General features: G+C 42.4%; 10 protein-coding genes. 4 read left to right on the forward strand and 6 right to left on the reverse strand.

Annotated elements, in window-relative coordinates; translation table 11 throughout:
* The first annotated feature begins 2 nt into the window (after positions 1-2).
* Positions 3-8,201: an amino acid adenylation domain-containing protein gene (locus AC0VYC_RS02020; protein ID WP_475389303.1), complete on the forward strand. Its 8,199-nt coding sequence runs from the start codon at positions 3-5 to the stop codon at positions 8,199-8,201.
* 7 nt (positions 8,202-8,208) lie between these two features.
* Positions 8,209-8,949, forward strand: coding sequence for a thioesterase II family protein (locus tag AC0VYC_RS02025; RefSeq protein ID WP_160758155.1), 741 nt, complete (start codon positions 8,209-8,211; stop codon positions 8,947-8,949).
* A 79-nt stretch (positions 8,950-9,028) separates the two neighbouring features.
* On the opposite strand, the gene AC0VYC_RS02030 is transcribed toward AC0VYC_RS02025, so the two are convergent.
* The 3 genes from AC0VYC_RS02030 to AC0VYC_RS02040 all read right to left on the reverse strand — a co-directional run bounded on the left by AC0VYC_RS02030 (position 9,029) and on the right by AC0VYC_RS02040 (position 12,184).
* Positions 9,029-9,721, reverse strand: coding sequence for an ABC transporter ATP-binding protein (locus AC0VYC_RS02030; RefSeq protein WP_251211026.1), 693 nt, complete (start codon positions 9,719-9,721; stop codon positions 9,029-9,031).
* Between the two features lie 8 nt (positions 9,722-9,729).
* Positions 9,730-11,064 carry a hypothetical protein gene (locus AC0VYC_RS02035; RefSeq protein ID WP_249855975.1) on the reverse strand — a complete coding sequence of 445 codons (1,335 nt, stop codon included), beginning with the start codon at positions 11,062-11,064 and terminating at the stop codon, positions 9,730-9,732.
* A gap of 193 nt (positions 11,065-11,257) precedes the next feature.
* Positions 11,258-12,184, reverse strand: a complete 927-nt coding sequence (locus AC0VYC_RS02040; RefSeq protein ID WP_060811887.1) for a DMT family transporter — start codon at positions 12,182-12,184, stop codon at positions 11,258-11,260.
* Positions 12,185-12,315: 131 nt separating this feature from the next.
* Here AC0VYC_RS02040 and AC0VYC_RS02045 point away from each other — a divergent pair, with 131 nt between their 5' ends.
* The gene (locus AC0VYC_RS02045; protein WP_475389306.1) at positions 12,316-13,653 is read left to right on the forward strand and encodes an aminotransferase-like domain-containing protein; all 1,338 of its coding nucleotides are present in this window, start codon (positions 12,316-12,318) and stop codon (positions 13,651-13,653) included.
* On the opposite strand, the gene AC0VYC_RS02050 is transcribed toward AC0VYC_RS02045, so the two are convergent.
* Positions 13,640-14,341, reverse strand: a complete 702-nt coding sequence (locus tag AC0VYC_RS02050) for a 4'-phosphopantetheinyl transferase family protein (RefSeq protein ID WP_426960787.1) — start codon at positions 14,339-14,341, stop codon at positions 13,640-13,642. The two genes, AC0VYC_RS02045 and AC0VYC_RS02050, sit on opposite strands and share 14 nt — an antisense overlap.
* A 143-nt stretch (positions 14,342-14,484) precedes the next feature.
* Between AC0VYC_RS02050 and AC0VYC_RS02055 the strand changes: the two genes are divergently transcribed.
* A complete protein-coding gene (locus AC0VYC_RS02055) occupies positions 14,485-15,345 on the forward strand; it encodes an effector binding domain-containing protein (protein ID WP_041091088.1) in 861 nt (286 codons plus the stop codon).
* Positions 15,346-15,370: 25 nt separating this feature from the next.
* Here the strand turns inward: AC0VYC_RS02055 and AC0VYC_RS02060 are convergent, their stop codons facing one another.
* Complete coding sequence (locus AC0VYC_RS02060) at positions 15,371-15,961, reverse strand: hypothetical protein (protein WP_160758157.1); 591 nt, start codon at positions 15,959-15,961, stop codon at positions 15,371-15,373.
* Positions 15,962-16,046: 85 nt separating this feature from the next.
* A complete protein-coding gene (locus AC0VYC_RS02065; protein ID WP_007498187.1) occupies positions 16,047-16,691 on the reverse strand; it encodes a YczE/YyaS/YitT family protein in 645 nt (214 codons plus the stop codon).
* Positions 16,692-17,110: the final 419 nt, after the last annotated feature.

Raw genomic sequence — 17,110 nt, forward strand, 5'->3', positions numbered from 1 at the left:
GAATGCTAGTTAGTAGACGAAAAGGAAATGCAGCAAATCATATTGTCAGGATCAATGGAAAACGAATCGATCTCAAAGCATTAGAGAAAGTCTTCATGCTTCACTTTCCACTAAAGGAATGTGCGCTCATCCCGAAGAAAAATCAAGAAGGAGGCCTATCGCTTGTGCTGTTTGCACAGGCGAAGGACCCTTCGTTGACAAGAGAGGATTTGATGAGAGGCCCGCTTCATCCTGATGAAGTGCCAGCCGCACTCGTCCTCGTCCCTTCCTTGCCGCGAAAAGAAAACGGAGCGGTCGATACCGAGGCGCTGCTTGCCATTGATGTACTAGATGAAGAGGAACGGAGAAAGATAGAAGAGCGCACGAAAGCCATAGATGGAGTAGAGGAAGCAGCCGTTTTGATAGAGAGTCAGACAGAAAAACAAACACCCTATCATTTAGATGACCTCGTCCCAGATAGACAGCGTACAAATGGAAACGAATCGTTTTCAAAAGATGAAGTCAGCCAAACCATACAATCCTCCGTACAAGAAAAACCACCAGCTCTTGTTTATGGAGGTGATGTGATCAGAAAACCAGGTACACCAGTCACATTGACAGAGGTACTGATCCGAGCCGCCTTTATGTCACCAAATCGCGGAGTCACGTATCTCAAAGAAGGCGGTCATGAGGTGATCCAGACTTACCCGGAATTACTCACAGGAGCGGAACGTGTCCTATCTGGATTAAGGGCAGCCGGACTTTCAAACGGCGATCAAGTGCTGCTTCAATTGAAGGATCATCAAGATTTTATCACGGTATTCTGGGGCTGTATTCTCGGTGGAATCATTCCAACCCCAGTCTCTGTACCGCCTGTGTATGATGAAATGAATCAAGGTGTGAACAAGCTCAAGGGCGTGTTTCAGCTTCAAAATGAACCATTCATTATTACAAATGAAGCGAGTGCTGAGGACATTGCAGGGCTGCGAGAAACGTTTGAAGCAAAAGCGATTCCGATTTTAACAATCGAAACATTACTTGCCTGTGACCCAGATGAACAGCATTATGAACCAGAGCCGGATGAGCCTGTGCTTCAGCTGCTGTCCTCAGGAAGTACGGGTGTGCCAAAGTGTATCCGGCACAACCATCAAAGCATTTTATCTAGAATCATTTCCTTTGAGCAGGCAAATGGTTTCACGCATGAGGATGTATCAATGAACTGGATGCCGCTTGATCATGTAGGGGGCATTGTCATGTTTCATGTCCATGATGTCTACCTCGGCTGCCAGCAAATTAGTCCATCCATTGATCAATTTATCGAACGGCCGATGGTGTGGCTGGATTGGGTAGAAAGATACGGTGTCACAAGGACGTGGGCGCCAAACTTTGCCTTTGCGATGATGAATGAATATGAAGACGACATTCGCAAAGGGAGCTGGGATCTCTCCACCTTGACCTATATCATGAACGCCGCCGAAGCAGTTGTTCCTAAAGTGACGCAGCGTTTCATGCACATCATGGGTGAGCACGGATTAAGCCGCCATGCGATGGTGCCGGCTTATGGCATGTCAGAAACATCATCAGCCATTGTCCAGTCAAAAGAATTCATGCGTCATGATGATCAGGGTGGACAACTGACCATTGATCAGACCTCATTAACAAGTGAGATTCAATATGTGACGCACGATCATCCGCACAAGATAACTTTTACAGAAGTCGGTGCACCCATCCCTTCTGTATGGATTCGGATTGTAGACGAGCATCACCAAGTGTTGCCAGAAGATCAAGTCGGCCGCTTGCAGGTGAAGAGTCCAACGATTATGATGGGCTACTATCAAAATGAGGAAGCCAATGAAGAAGTATTTGCGGAAAACGGCTGGTTTCATACAGGAGATTTAGGATTTATTCATGAAGGGCGCCTTGTCCTCACAGGACGAGAAAAGGATATCATCGTCATCAACGGAGCGAACTATTTGAATTACGAAATTGAAGCCGTTGTGGAAGAAGTTGAGGGGGTTGAAGTCACCTTTGCCGCTGCGTACGGCATTTACAATCCCGAATCAAGTAATGACACACTCGCCGTCTTTTTTGTCACGCAGAAGGATTCGATAGAGGATCAAATCACAATGATTCAGCAGATTAGAGAGAGCATCATTCGCAAAATGGGAATCGAACCTGACCATATCATTCCGGTGAAAAAAGACCAATTTCCGAAAACAGAAAGCGGAAAAATCCAACGTGCCCAACTAGGTGCGGCACTGAAAGATGGGGTATTTCATGACATTGAACGTGCACTTGATCTTGCTTCGGAAAATGAACAAACCCTCCCAGATTGGTTCTTTAAACGTATTTGGGTAAAAGAGAATATCGGTCCATCTCAGCCAGTATCCACTGATCATGTACTCGTATTTGAGGATGAAAAAGGGCTTTATCCATCGCTTTATACACAATTTGAACAAATGAACCTGCCTTATGTTTCTGTGAAAAAGGGTTATGAATTTTTACGCCTGTCAAAAGGGATGTATCAGATGAACCCTCGAATCAAGGGGGATTACGTCAGGCTTGTGGCGGCGCTTGAAGCCGATGAATTAAAAATTGACCGTATGCTCCACTTGTGGAATGTATCAGACAAGGAGATGATTGCCAGCCCTGCGCAGTTCAAAGAACTGAATGCAAGCACTAGCCAATCCATTTTGTATTTGTATCAAGCATTGAGACAAGCAAATAAAGAGCCGATGCGTCTCGTTGTTGTCACAAAAGGTGGTCAATTTGTAAAACCGCAAGATGAGCTTCATGTGGAGAAAACGTCTCTTGCCGGATTATTAAAAACCATCCCGCAAGAATGGGAAGGGGCAGAAGTGTCTCACCTTGATATTGAAGCGGAGAATGTGGAACAGGATGCCAAACATATTGCGGACGAACTAGGTGCGATTCATTTGAAAGCAGAAGTGTCTTACCGGCATGGCCAGCGCCTCGTACCAAAGCTGGAAAAAGTGAATATGATGACGGCACCTCAGACAGAAGGGTTTTTAGAATATGAAGGCTTGTATTTGCTGACTGGCGGGCTTGGCGGTATTGGATTTGAACTGTCTAAGCAAATGCTCCAATTTGGCTTGAAGCTCGTGTTAATTGGACGGACATCCCTTGAAGAAGACAGAGAAAAAGAGGCGTCATTCTCACAACTGAAAGATCAGGGAGACGTCCTTTATGTACAAGCCGATGTGACGAATTTATGTGACGTCGAGCGGGCGATTTATGAAGCAGAAAAGCATTTCGGACAGTCGATCCGAGGAGCGCTTCATTTAGCCGGTGCTGGCAATGTATCTGAGCACTTTCAGCATGTGGATACGTACACACTGGCTCATACAACAGAAGAAGATTTCGTCAAAGAACTTTCAGGGAAGGCAGATGGTGCTTGGGTGCTGCAGGAAGCTTTCAAGCATGATCCGTCAGTTCCACTCGTCTTTTTTGGATCAGTAAATGGCTTTTTTGGCGGCACCACATTTGGCGCATATTCTGCGGCGAACAGCTTTTTAGATGGACTCGCACATGCCCTTACCTATCATGAGGGAAGAAGAGCGATTTCGTTGAATTTCAGCATGTGGGATAATCTTGGTTTGTCTAAGGGACATACTGGGGCTGCGCTAACCGTTCGCAAGGGCTTTCAATTGATTGGAAAAAAACAAGGACTCCATTCATTATGTCTAGGTGTTCGGCTGAATGAAGCGCATCTATTTATTGGCCTAGATGGGGCGAATCAAGAAATCGCTGAACATCTTCAACCAGCACCAATACCACATTTTGAAAAGAAACTGTACTATACGGTGCAATCAGGCAAAGAAGTGGATGCTGACAAGATCACAGACATCATAGAGGGGAAATGGGACATCAGGCAAGTGGAAGATATACCGAAAAAACAAGATGGCTCTATTGATCATGAAGCCCTCAAACAGTTCCATCACAAACATGCACAGCCGTTTGAAAAGCAATTGCCAGAAACGAAGACAGAGCAGGTGCTTGCGGCCATATGGGAGGATATTTTAGAAGTCGATCGTGTGTACAAAGAGGATCAATTCTTTGAACTTGGTGGACATTCATTAAAGGCCACTCAAACGATTTCTCGTATTAATCATGAGTTTTCAATAAAGGCACCGCTAAAAATATTATTTGAGAGCAAGAATCTGGCACACTTGGCACAAATGGTCGATGACATCAATGGAGCACCAGCCATTCAGGAAGTCGGCATTCCAAAGCTGGAAAAACGAACAAGCTATGAGCTGTCACACGCTCAAAAGCGAATTTGGTTCTTATCTACATTAGAAAAGAGCCATCATTACAATATATTAGGTGCTTGGAAGCTGATGGGCCAATTACACATCCAAACGTTAACAAAGGCGATCGGTCTCTTAACAAAACGTCATGAAGCACTGCGCGCAACATTTCAAACCATTGGCGGCAAGCCTGTTCAAGTCATCCGTGAAGATCTTCCGCCATCAGTAACCGTTGCGAATTTCTCATTATTTAATGAAAAAACAAGAGCGAGAAGATTGGAACAGCTGATTCAGCAAGAGGCGAACCGCATCTATGACTTAGAACGGGGACCGCTTGCACAATGGACAATTGTTGATATGGGGAAAGAGGAATATTACTTGCTTTGTGCGCAGCATCATATCATTTCCGATGCATGGTCGCTCAGCCTGCTTATTCAAGAATTAGAAGTCGTGTATGGTGCGCTATTATCAGAGAAAACGCCTGAGCTACCTGCACTTGAGATTGAATGGACCGACTATGTTCATTGGGAGAATGAGCAATTAAAGAACCACCATGAGGCTCAGAGCTATTGGCTAGAAACGTTACAAGGAGAGTTGCCGGTATTAGAGCTCCCGTTTGACCGTCCTCGTCCGCCGGTTCAAACATTTAATGGGGCTACAGAGCAAATCGTGATAGATGAACCGCTTGTTCGTCGTTTACATGCCTTGTCGAGGCAGCAGGGGACAACACTATTTATGACGATGTTGTCAGCCTATTATGTCCTGCTTCACAAGTTGTCTGGACAAACAGATGTCATTGTTGGATCGCCGATCGCTGGCCGTGATGTCGAACAATCAGAGAAGCTCGTCGGCATGTTTGTCAATACGTTGGCGCTGAGACAGGACGTTTCAAAAGCCGATACCTTTGCCGATTTACTGGCAAAGGTGAAAGAAATGACGTTAAAAGCCTTTGAGCATCAGCATTATCCATTCGACAAGCTTGTGGATGACCTTTCAATGGATAGAGACCTAAGTCGTTCACCGATCTTCCAAGTCGCCATGGGGTATGTCACTGATTCGCTGGATATCAACCTAAAAGGACTGACATCGGAACAAGTGATGGTCCATCATACCGTCTCTAAATTTGATCTCACCTTGCATGTATTTGAGCAGGAGGACAAGCTGTCTATCCATGTGGAATATAATACGGATTTATTTGAGCAAGAAACGATCCACCGTATGATGAATTATTATCTCAATCTGTTAGATGGCATGACGGCTCAGCCTGAACGGACATTTGCTGACTTTTGCGTCATGGACAAAACAGAACAGGATGCCATGATCATAGGGAAAAATCAAACTGACACGCCTTATCCAAAGCGTACGCTGCAAGAATTATTTGAAGAACAAGTGCAGCGTGACCCGCACCGGATTGCTGTATCTTATATGGAAGAGCATATGACGTATCAAGATTTAGACGAGAGGGCGACAAAACTGGCTGCCTATTTACAGTCAAAAGGCGTTGGACCCGGTTCACTTGTCCCGATGCTGTTTGATCGTTCGTTTGACATGATGGTCTCAGTTCTAGGGATCGTCAAGTCGGGTGCTGCTTATGTACCGATGTCACCTGAGTATCCAGATGCCCGTATCGGTCTGATCGTTCGCGATACACAAAGCGATATCATCTTAACCCAGTCGCATCTGATCAATCGTTTAGACGATCTGAGCGGCACAAAGATTGAAATGGACAAGCCGTTACCAGAAACAGGCGCAGTGTATCAAAGGGAAAAATCGATTGTAGGAGAAGACCAGCTTGCCTATGTTAACTACACTTCAGGCTCAACAGGCACACCAAAAGGCGTGATGCTTCCTCATGCAGGAGTGGTCCGCTTAGTGAAAGAAACAAACTATATTGAGCTTGGTTCAGAAGATAAAATGCTTCAGCTGTCTAATTATGCATTTGATGCCTTTACCTTTGAATTATGGGGAATGCTGCTCAATGGCGGTCAGCTGGTTCTGATCCCGAAATATGCTGCTCTGAATATGGACGAATTAACTCGTTTAATCAAAATGCATCAAGTCACAGCCAACTGTTTGCCAACTGCATTATTCAACCGGCTGATTGAGCATGATCCAAAAAGTGTGGCTGGATACCGTACATTACTCGTTGGCGGAGAAGCCATGTCTAGTGAGCATGCACGAAAGGCATTGCCACATATGAAGGGTGTGCTGATCAATGCTTACGGTCCAACAGAAAACACAACATTAGCGACCACTTATCAAGTCACACACGTACCCGAGGATGCAAGATCAGTGCCAATCGGTGTGCCAGTCGCCAACTCAACGGTTGTCATACTAGATGATCATCTCAATCCAGTACCTACAGGCGTCAAAGGAGAAATCTATATCGGCGGAACAGGGCTGGCAAAAGGATATCTGCATGACCCAGAGCGTACGCAGGAGCGGTTTATTGACAATCCATTCCCGGCATTAAAAGGGGACAAACTGTATCGTTCCGGTGACCTAGGGAAATGGCGGTCTGATGGCAGTATTGAATACCTTGGCCGAAAAGACAACTTGGTGAAAATTAGAGGCTACCGAATTGAATGTGGAGAAATTGAGACAGCCCTGCTCAAACACCCACAAGTAAAAGAATGTACCGTCATTGCTAAAACGTACGGCAGCTCAAAACGGCTGGCAGCCTACCTTGTCACAGATGGGGGAGAGCCTGTTCCTGGATGGAAAGCATTTTTACAGGAAAGCCTGCCAGGCTATATGATTCCAAGTTACTTTATCGTACTTGACGCAATTCCTGTCACAACAAATGGGAAGGTCGATCAAAAAGCATTGCCGGAGCCGACAGACGCAGTCTCTTCCTCACATGAAGACGATCAACCGGCAACAGAAACACAGCAGCTGATTGTGACAGCTTTCAGTGAAGTGCTTGGTGTCAAACGAGTAGGAATTCATGATTCATTCTTTGATTTAGGTGGAGATTCCATTATGAGTATTCAAGCCGTTGCCAAATTAAAAGAAAAAGGTGTCCGTGTTGATCCGAAATGGATTTTCATGCACCCAGCGCCAGCGCAGTTAGCGGCATATTTGGACACAGTGCCAGAAACAGGCGAGTCTGTCGAAAGAGCGCCGAAAGACTATGTGATCGAGTTGAAAAAAGGGGATCCGGCTGAACCGAGAATTTTCTTTGCACCGCCTGCTGGTGGAACGGTGATGGGTTATATCGATGTGGCCAAGCTCATGACACATGAAGGAGCTGTTTACGCCTTGCAGTCTCCAGGCTTGTATGAGGATGAAGAACCACAATTCCTTCATTATACAGAGCTTGTCACCATTTTTATTGAAGCCATTGAGACATTCTATCGACCAGGCATTGATTATTTGGCAGGGCATTCCATGGGCGGACATCTTGCTTACGGAATGAATCAGAGACTCTGTCATGCAGGAAAAGCGCCAAAAGGATTGATCATTTTAGATACGGTTCCGGTATTAAGAGATGAGGCAGATCAAGCGCTTCATGCCGATATGAACGAAGAAGAAGTGAAAATGCTGGCCCTCGTCCTAGGTATGGGGAACCTCGTCGGCATCAAACCAGAAGCATTACAAGGGCTCAGCTTCCAAGAAGTGAAGCAGAAAATCCTCAAAGAAGCAGAAAAGGATGAAGTCGTTCATCAATTTATGAATGATCACTATTTAGATAAATACTTGCAAATGCAGACTCATAATACCATCATGTCACAAGCCATTGAATTAGAAAAAGACCCATTCTCTGTGCCGTTTTATATTATACAAAGCAGCGATCACGCCACAGATTTCCAGAAGAAATTTGCCGATTGGGAAGCTTACACGAGAGAAACGTGCTCGTATTATCAAATAAAAGGCGACCATGTGACCATGATGAAAAGACCGCAGGCAGATCAACTTGCGCAGATTCTTGAAACGATCGTAAAGGGGTAAGGACGTATTGAACCAATTATTTAAAACCTTTGAAAAAAAATCAGATCTCATTCAGCTTATTTGTTTTCCTTTTGCAGGCGGATATTCCGCCTCTTACCGTCCGCTCTTTGAACAGCTGAAGGACACGGCCGAAGTGACAGCAGCAGAACCTCCGGGTCATGGAACGAACCTCATGCCGCTTGAAACAAGCATTGACCGGCTGGCTGAATTGTATAAAGAAGGACTGACAGGCAAATTAAACCGTCCATTTATTTTGTTCGGACATTCCATGGGCGGACTTGTGGTGTACAGGCTGACTCAGTTGCTAGAAAGGGAAGGCATCGATCCGGCAGCAGTTGTCATTTCTGCCATTCAGCCGCCGCAAACAAAAAGACAAATATTGACCCATTTATCGAATGAAGCATTTGTTCAGCATATTGCTGAAATGGGCGGGATTCCAAAAGAATTGTTAGAGAACAAGCCAATGATGGATTACTTTACACCATCCTTACGTGCCGACTATCAAGCATTAGAATCCTTCCAGCACACAGACAAAACAATCATTGAATCACCCGTTTATTTATTGAACGGAAAGCAAGATAAGAAATGTATTGAAGACGCAGACGGCTGGCTAACATGGGCAAACGCCATCGAACGCACTGATTTCGAAGGAGGCCACATGTATATCAACACACACCTCGAGCAGTTCGCAGAACATATGAGGCATGTCATTGAGCAGACAACAAAAAGGCAATTCATCAGCCAATAAAAGAAAACAACGGCCCCGTCAAACGAGGGCCGTTGTTTTCTATAGCTGAATATCATTTTAAACGCAGAGAAACTGCTATTTAGGATAACGTTTCAAAGAATCTTTTTTCAAGCTGACCTTCATCAAATATTTCTTCGGAAGTTTTTTTTTCTGAATGAACGATTTGTCCTTCATTTATAAAAAGGATCTCGTCACATAAGTTAGCGGCAAATTGCAGGATGTGTGTAGAAAGAATGATCGTTTTATTTTGAGCCTTAAATTCTCTTAGATGTCTTTTCATAAGTGTCATATTTGCTGGGTCTAGACCGGTAAATGGTTCATCTAATAAGATAATAGATGGATTGTGTAAGGTGGTTAATATAAAAGAAATTCTCTGCCTCATCCCTCGGGATAGAGAAGAAGAGCGAATATGGGCTTGTTTTTCAAGCCCATATTTTTCTAATAAATGTTGAATCTGTTTTTTATTTAACGGTTGTTCAACTAACATGGATTGATATTTAATCAATTCGAAGCATGTTAAGTTTTCAAAAAGTGTTGGATCATCTTCCATGTAACCGACAGTTGAAAAACCATTTGCTATATCCTTTTGTATGATCAATTCACCTTTATCTGGTGTGATCAACCCCGCGATTATTTCAAGAATGGTTGTTTTTCCAGCACCATTTTTGCCTAATAATCCAACAATTGAGCCTTTATGAAAATGTAATTCATGAATTGATATTTTGAAGTTGGACTCTGTATATTCCTTGATTAGATCATGAATTGAAAGCATACAATCCCTCACTCGAATAATGTTTTAACTGATTTGCAGTTTTTGTTAATCGTTTTATCCCAAAATAAAAACATGATGACGATGATGATCACTGTACAAACAATCATGATCGTATTTGCCGCAATAAAAGAGGCTAGGTTATATGAGGACATAACGGATAAGCCTAAAATGAAACTGAAGCAAAGGTTTAATGTTAATTTGCTCAGTGTGCTAGGAACTTGATACACATACTCCCATTTAAAATAAGGAAATAGAACAGTAGAACCAACTGTGCATACGCCTATTAAAACGCTACTAACTAACAAAGTAAATATCACATAAAAGGGGTGATCTACATTTATTGTAAAAGTAGAAAAGATAGCATATACAATACAAAAAAACATATGTAATAAAACGGATAATATCAACTTAGAGTTTATTTTGTTCTTTATAAAGTGAGGTAACCTATGTTTTAAAGGAATAATGGGACCATCAACATCAAAAGAGACATAAGATTGAAGGGCGTTAGAAATAAAAATCATAGGGAATATCACACTAAAGATAAACAAAAAATCATTTTCTATATTCAGTGTTTCGATTTGGTTTGTATGAACACCATACAGAATGAGAGTAAATAGACCACCAGATATTGTTAATATAAATAGTAAAACCGACCATTGTATTGGAGGGTTTCTCAAAAGAAGGGTGATTTCAAAAAATAAAATATGATCGAAAGATCTTGATGTTGTGTTTTGATGATTTCTATCCTTCTCATCTGAATGGAAGATAGGCGTATATCTAAGGTTCTTTTTCCAATTGATTAACAAAATAAGACAAGTAAGAAAGATCAAAGCAGCAAGCGTAAGCACCAATTGGTTAGAAAAAGGAATAGAAAATAATTCGAATTTAAAAACAAAAAACATCCAAGAAGCAATGATCCCAGTGGTGATGTATTGAATCATGGGTGTGATTGAAAAGAATCTAGGTCTAGTAAGAAGTAATAATAAGTTCAATCTAAGTAAATATCCGAATAATAACGAGCTAATGCCTAAGGCTCCAAGAATAAAAGAATGATACAAAGCATGTGTGTTTAAAATCATGCAGAAAGAACCTAAAAAAAAGCATATAAAACCAATCATGACACCGAAAAATTTACTCATATCTTTCCCAAAAATATATTGATCCATATTCAATTTCAGGATGGCCATTTGTTTTTTATCTGAAGAAAATAAGATTCGCATAAGACTTTTATCAAGGTGAATCGTTGTTAAAAAAATGAAAAATGAGATGTAGATGATTGATACGTTTTTGATAAAAAACGCAAGCAGTCCACCTAGGAAGAGTGGTGCTAGTATGTAGTTCATCGCAAATAACACATATAAATAAGGTCTGTTACGTTGATAGCCTCTTAACTCGTTGAGGATCAATATCTTTGTAAATACTATAAATATATGCACTCATAACACGTCCATTTTAGTTTGTATAATAAGGAAAGGTTCTCTCTCCTTATTATACAAAAAAATACAATACAATAAATGGTTTTGTTGTTAGTTTTGTCTAGTTCTTCTGTGTTGAATTCCCCTTCCTCACCACATTCCCGCCAATCACTCCGCCAATGACGAGCACAGCTCCGATGAGGTGAACCATATCAATCGTTTCATGTAAAATAAGGACGCCAGCGGCAATGGTAATGAAAGCAGAAAGATTGTTAAAGATACTCACCTTTGCTGCTTCAAGATGGGAAAGAGCATAGTTTGATAAATACGCTGTGAGCAGTGATGAGAGAATGCCTAAAAAGAGCATAGACCATACAAAGGATGGCTGCGTAAACGGACTAAAAAACTGCGGTAGTGTAGCATTTACCGAGTGCCGAATGAGAGCAGCAGCATTAAAGAAGACAAATCCAAAGAATGTCATCACGAAAGTCAGTTCAATGACATGGAATCGCCGTGTCATCACCCTGGCAAATACGCTATAGGCACTGGATGATAAGGCTGAAAGTAAGATCAGCACATAACCAATGAGATGAGAATGTTTCACATCAATTCCCTTCACCACAAAGAGGAGCATCACCCCGGACACAGAAAGAATGGTAAACAGCACTTGAATCGAGGTAGGGCGTTCCTTTAAACACCATGCTGCAAGCACCATTGTCAAAATAGGGATGGTCGCCTGAATAATGCCGGCCTCTGATGAAGAGGTGAACATCAGCCCCCACACTTGAAATGCAAAAAACAACACAGGATAAAGCAAGGAAAATGGGACAATGTAAATGAGATCACGCCATTGAATGGAAAAACGGTACTTTTTTCGTAAAAATGGAAATAGCAAAAGAGCCGCTGCGAAAGAAACAGTAAATCGGTGTGCCAATACATCAATCGGATTCGCTGATGCTAAGGCTACTTTGACAAACAAGAATGAAAAACCAATAATGCAGGCGTATGCGATCGAAGCAGCATACGCTTTTTGTTTTGACATATCCATCAGAATTCTCCTTACAAGAGCATGCATGCTTCAGTTGAATTGACCGGTTCTGTCTTTTTATCGTAAACGGATCAAGTAAAGTGTACAATAAGAGTTATTGATATCTGTACCGGTACAAGGAGGGTAGTACTGTGAGGAAATATGATCAGCTTGTGTTGAATATAAAAAACAAAATCGAGAGCGGTGAATACAATGCTGGAATGAAAATTCCATCCATTCGTCACTTAGCGGCTCAATATGCTGTGAGCAAAAGCACTGTCATAAAAGCACTAGACACATTAGAGCGTGAACACTTGCTGTACTCTGTAGAAAGAAGTGGCTATTTTGTCGTGAAAACCAATCAGTCAGCCGTTAAGAAGGGCAGCACATGGATTGATTTTGCTTCCTCTGCGCCTGATCCCATTGTATTTCCATATGTCGATTTTCAGCACTGCATCAATCAAGCGATTGATCTGTATCAAAATGATTTATTTATCTATGGCACCACCAATGGATTACCATCTTTACTGCCAATCATTTCAAAGCGTTTAACGGATTATCAAGTGTTTGCCTCTCCAGAACAGATCGTCATGACTTCTGGTATTCAGCTGGCTTTATCGATTTTAAGCACCATCCCGTTTCCAAATGGAAAACAGACCATATTGGTCGAACAGCCAGGCTATCACCTATTCCTCCAATACTTAGAGAAAAACCAGCTGCCTGTCCGGGGGATCCAGCGGACGGAAAACGGACTCGATCTTCAGGAATTGGAGCGTATCTTCCGAGAGGAGGATATTCGCTTTTTCTATACGATGCCAAGGTTTCAAAACCCGCTTGGAACGAGTCTGTCGAAACAAGAAAAAATAGCGATTGCAGCCCTTGCCGAAGCATATGATGTCTACATCGTTGAAGACGATTATTTGGCTGATTTAGAATTCGATACAAAAAGAGACCCGATCTATTCATATGATCAGGCGGGGAAGGTCATTTATTTAAAAAGCTTCTCAAAAATCATTTTTCCGGGGCTTAGAACAGGTGCTGTCGTCTTACCAAACGAGCTGATTGGCCCCTTTAGTGAACATAAACGGCTTATTGATATCGACAGCTCGATGCTCTCGCAGGCTGCTTTAGAAATTTATTTGAAAAGCGGGATGTTTGAGCGTCATAGAGAAAGGATGCAGGCGACCTATAGAGCTCGATCCAAACAACTTGTGGCCTGTTTGAAAAATGATCAAGGTGCTTATGCGCTGGGAGAAGAGGAGCCAGCTACCCACACCCACGTTCGTGTCGACCGGTCCATTCCAATGAATCAGCTCATTCAGCAGCTAAAAAAGGCTTCTGTGATGGTTCAGCCGATCGACCGCCATTTCATTTCAACTTATCAAAAGGAGCCTATACTTCAGCTGAACATTTGGCATGTAAAAGAAGAGGAAATCGCACGAGGCGTCGATTTGCTAAAGTCATCACTTCAACAAATCACACGTTATTAAGACGAGATAGCATGTTCTCACAAGTGAGTATATCGACGTGCTCAGCCGCAGCAGGTTTTCTTGTACAAACCGCCATTTGGTAGGCAGGATCAAGCGAATATGTTTGGACAACGCAAGGGGCTTCGTGATCAGGTAATCTCAAAGTAGCCTGTCCATCCTCTGACAAGCGAGCGGTAAAGGATGAAAGACCATAGGATATTCCCTTCCCTGTCAGCTTGATAAAAGCCTCCTTCATGGACCATAAATGAAAGAAATAGGCTTCCTGCCGTTCTGCCGGCTGTGAGAGTAAATCTTGATATTCGTCAGCTGAAAAAAATCGTTTGGCAATGGCTAAATCAATCGGTTTAATCTCTTCAATATCAATGCCAACAGGCGCATCATCTACTGCGCCCACGACCCAATCACCAGAGTGAGAAAGATTAAAATGAAAAGAAGGAATTTGCCGGACAACAGGCTTTCCATTCCCTTCTGTTTCAAAAATGATCTGTTCCATAGGCAGTGTGTACATCTCATGAATGATGTGACGAATCAGTACCTCACCTAAAAGCGTTCTTCTTGCATCGATCAAAAAACGAAAGCGCTCAGCGGCGGCGCGTTTTTCAAGTGATACAAAAGGCTTCAGCTGTTCTATTTGTTTTCGTGCATTTCTATCATCTAAAGGTTGTAATTGAATAGCGAAAATCTTCATAAAGGACCTCAATTTTTTACATTTATTGTACCATTGGATGAACCTCTGCAAAAGAGAAACAGACATCCTGTTCAATGAAAGCACAAAATGACAGGAAGGTGCGGGCAGTTCTCGATATAGTGGAAAAGGAAGGAGAGGGAAAAATGATTCACTTGATCATGGATAGTATCAATTATATGGAAGAGAGGCTGGATCAGCCTTTGCAGATCGAAGAAGTGGCAGAGGCCGCCTGTATGTCTAAATTTCATTATCAGCGGCTATTCCATATGCTGACGGGAATTGCAGTAGCAGAATATATTCGCAAAAGACGATTAACCCTTGCGGCAGAAGAATTCATGACCAAGCAAGTGAAAGTCATTGATGCGGCGGTGAAGTATGGCTATGAAACCCCAGAGTCGTTTGCGAAAGCCTTCAAGCGGCATCACGGATATACACCGGCAGCAGTGAAAACAGGCAAGTATACAGTGAAAGCCTATCCCCGTCTCTCCTTCGAACTTCAAATAAAAGGAGTCGAACCGATGCATTATCGAATTGTGGAAAAGGATTCATTTTCAATCATGGGCAGAAGACTAAAGACAACAACAAAGAATAGCCAAAACAAACAGGATATTCCCGCCTTTTGGAAGCGTGTCAATCAAGAAGGATGGACGGATTCACTGGCTCATGCAGCTGGAGAACTCGGATATATCGGTGTATGTGCGCATTTTGATGAAACGCTTGAAACATTTGACTATATCATTGGGATTGAGCAAGGTGAGGAAGAACCAGATTCGACCATGACAGTCGAGCAGATTCCGGCCAGTACGTGGGCTGTATTTCAGGCAAAGGGGCCTGTCGAAACCGCTGTGCATTCAACATGGACACGTATTTTCACAGAATGGTTTCCTGCCTCAGGATATGAGCATGCTGGGGGAATGGAGATGGAAACGTATCCTTTAGATGGAGAGATACATTCTCCAGATCATGTGACATTGATTTGGATTCCAATCCGTAAACAATCATAAAAAAGGCAGCGTATCTCGCTGCTTTTTATCCTTGTTTGAGGACATGAACACCGTTTGGATCGGTCGTATTCATCCCATGAGAATCCATCATCTTCACTTCAAGTAAAGAGAGACGTTCTCCCTTTTTCCAATGAATAGGTTGTGTCAAACCGTCCAGCAACTGATCGACCGCAGGTGTATGAGTCAAATCAGGTACTGCGATCGTCATCTCGGCAATTGCTTCTTCACCAGTTTCAATCACATCTGTCCGCCGCTGCAATTCAAGTCTTAAGCGCATCGGTGTAGAAAGAAACGTTCTTCGCTCCCCGGTCTGGATTGCCCAGTTTCTCTTTTGCGCTTGTACCAGCAACTGATCATATTCATCATCAGTCACTAGAAAGCCGATGTGATCAAAAAGGACTTTTTTACTATAACCAAATGTGATATTGATCTGTCCCTTTCTCATCTCAATGATTCGGAAAGAGGGCTTCTTCTCTCTAAAATCCTCCCATGTCAGCGGAGGGGGAAAGGAACCTTCCTTTGCGAAACGTCCCTTTACTTCAAAGCCTAATGAGGTGTACGCCTGCTCCGTCTCCTCAACAAATGGTGTCCAATAATGATAATGGAAAAGCTGCATCAGAGGATCATCTCCTGTTTTAAGAATATTGCGTCTATTTAGTTTAGCACAAAACAAGCCATTCTTTTAGTAGAATGGCTTGTTCTTATCGGGTAAGGGTTTGAACAGGTTTCTCCGCTGTTTTTGTAATGAGCAGCTGCAAGAGCCGTGTCGATTGTGGCAATGAAAAGCGAAGGACGAGTCCAGTAAAGATGGCCGTCAGAATCGTTCCAATGCCAATCGGGCCGCCGAGCATCCATGCAAATAGAAGCACGGTTAACTCAATACCATTTCGAACCCACTGTACGTTCAGCCCTGTTTTTGCTGAGATGAGCAGCATTAATGAATCTCTTGGCCCAGCGCCAAGATTAGCTGAGACATAAATGCCAACGCCATACCCAGACACAATCACGCCCGTAATAAATACATATAAAGCAGGTAAATACCCATGTGGTGCAGGTAATACTGCATTAAAGAAATCAATAAACACGCCGATCAGCACCATATTGAGCAGGGCACCGATCTTTGGAAAAGATTTCGTGAAAACAGATGTCAGTGTCACAATGAGTGCACCAATAATGATCGACCATTGTCCAATGGTTAAACCAAAATGCTGAAACAGTCCATAATGAAAAGCGTCCCACGGACCAATGCCAAGGATCTTTCCTTTCACTGTCAGCGATAGTCCAAAAGCAAGTACAATCAATCCAACAAAATAAAAAAACCAACGTAAAAGATGTTCCCGCTTCAAAAGCTTTCCCTTCTTTCTTAAACACTCGATTTCAATCGTAACATACTCGCACGCCCCTTTAAATGGCTTTGCTCAATTGTAATCGCTTACTCGATAAAAAGAATTTTTTCCATAAAAAGAGCAGAAAACATCAAATGTTGGAGCAAGACTTTTGAATTGTTTTTTTTAACAAAGCGAACCAATAATTAACAATTTTTATGAAAACAAGAAAAAAATTCAATATAAAATGACAAAAAACCAACCTTTATCCAATTAAAGAATAATCAAGATAAAATAGAATAGATTGTATGTAAATTGCGCCGTTAGGCCTGTTTTTATTGATAGATAAAATATTTGATACACAATAAAAAAACTTGTTTTATTGGAAAAAACATAGATGGAGCAGATGTCGAAAGCTGTATATGACAAAAGGGCTATTT

This window comes from Bacillus sp. iso_77 (assembly GCF_056173625.1).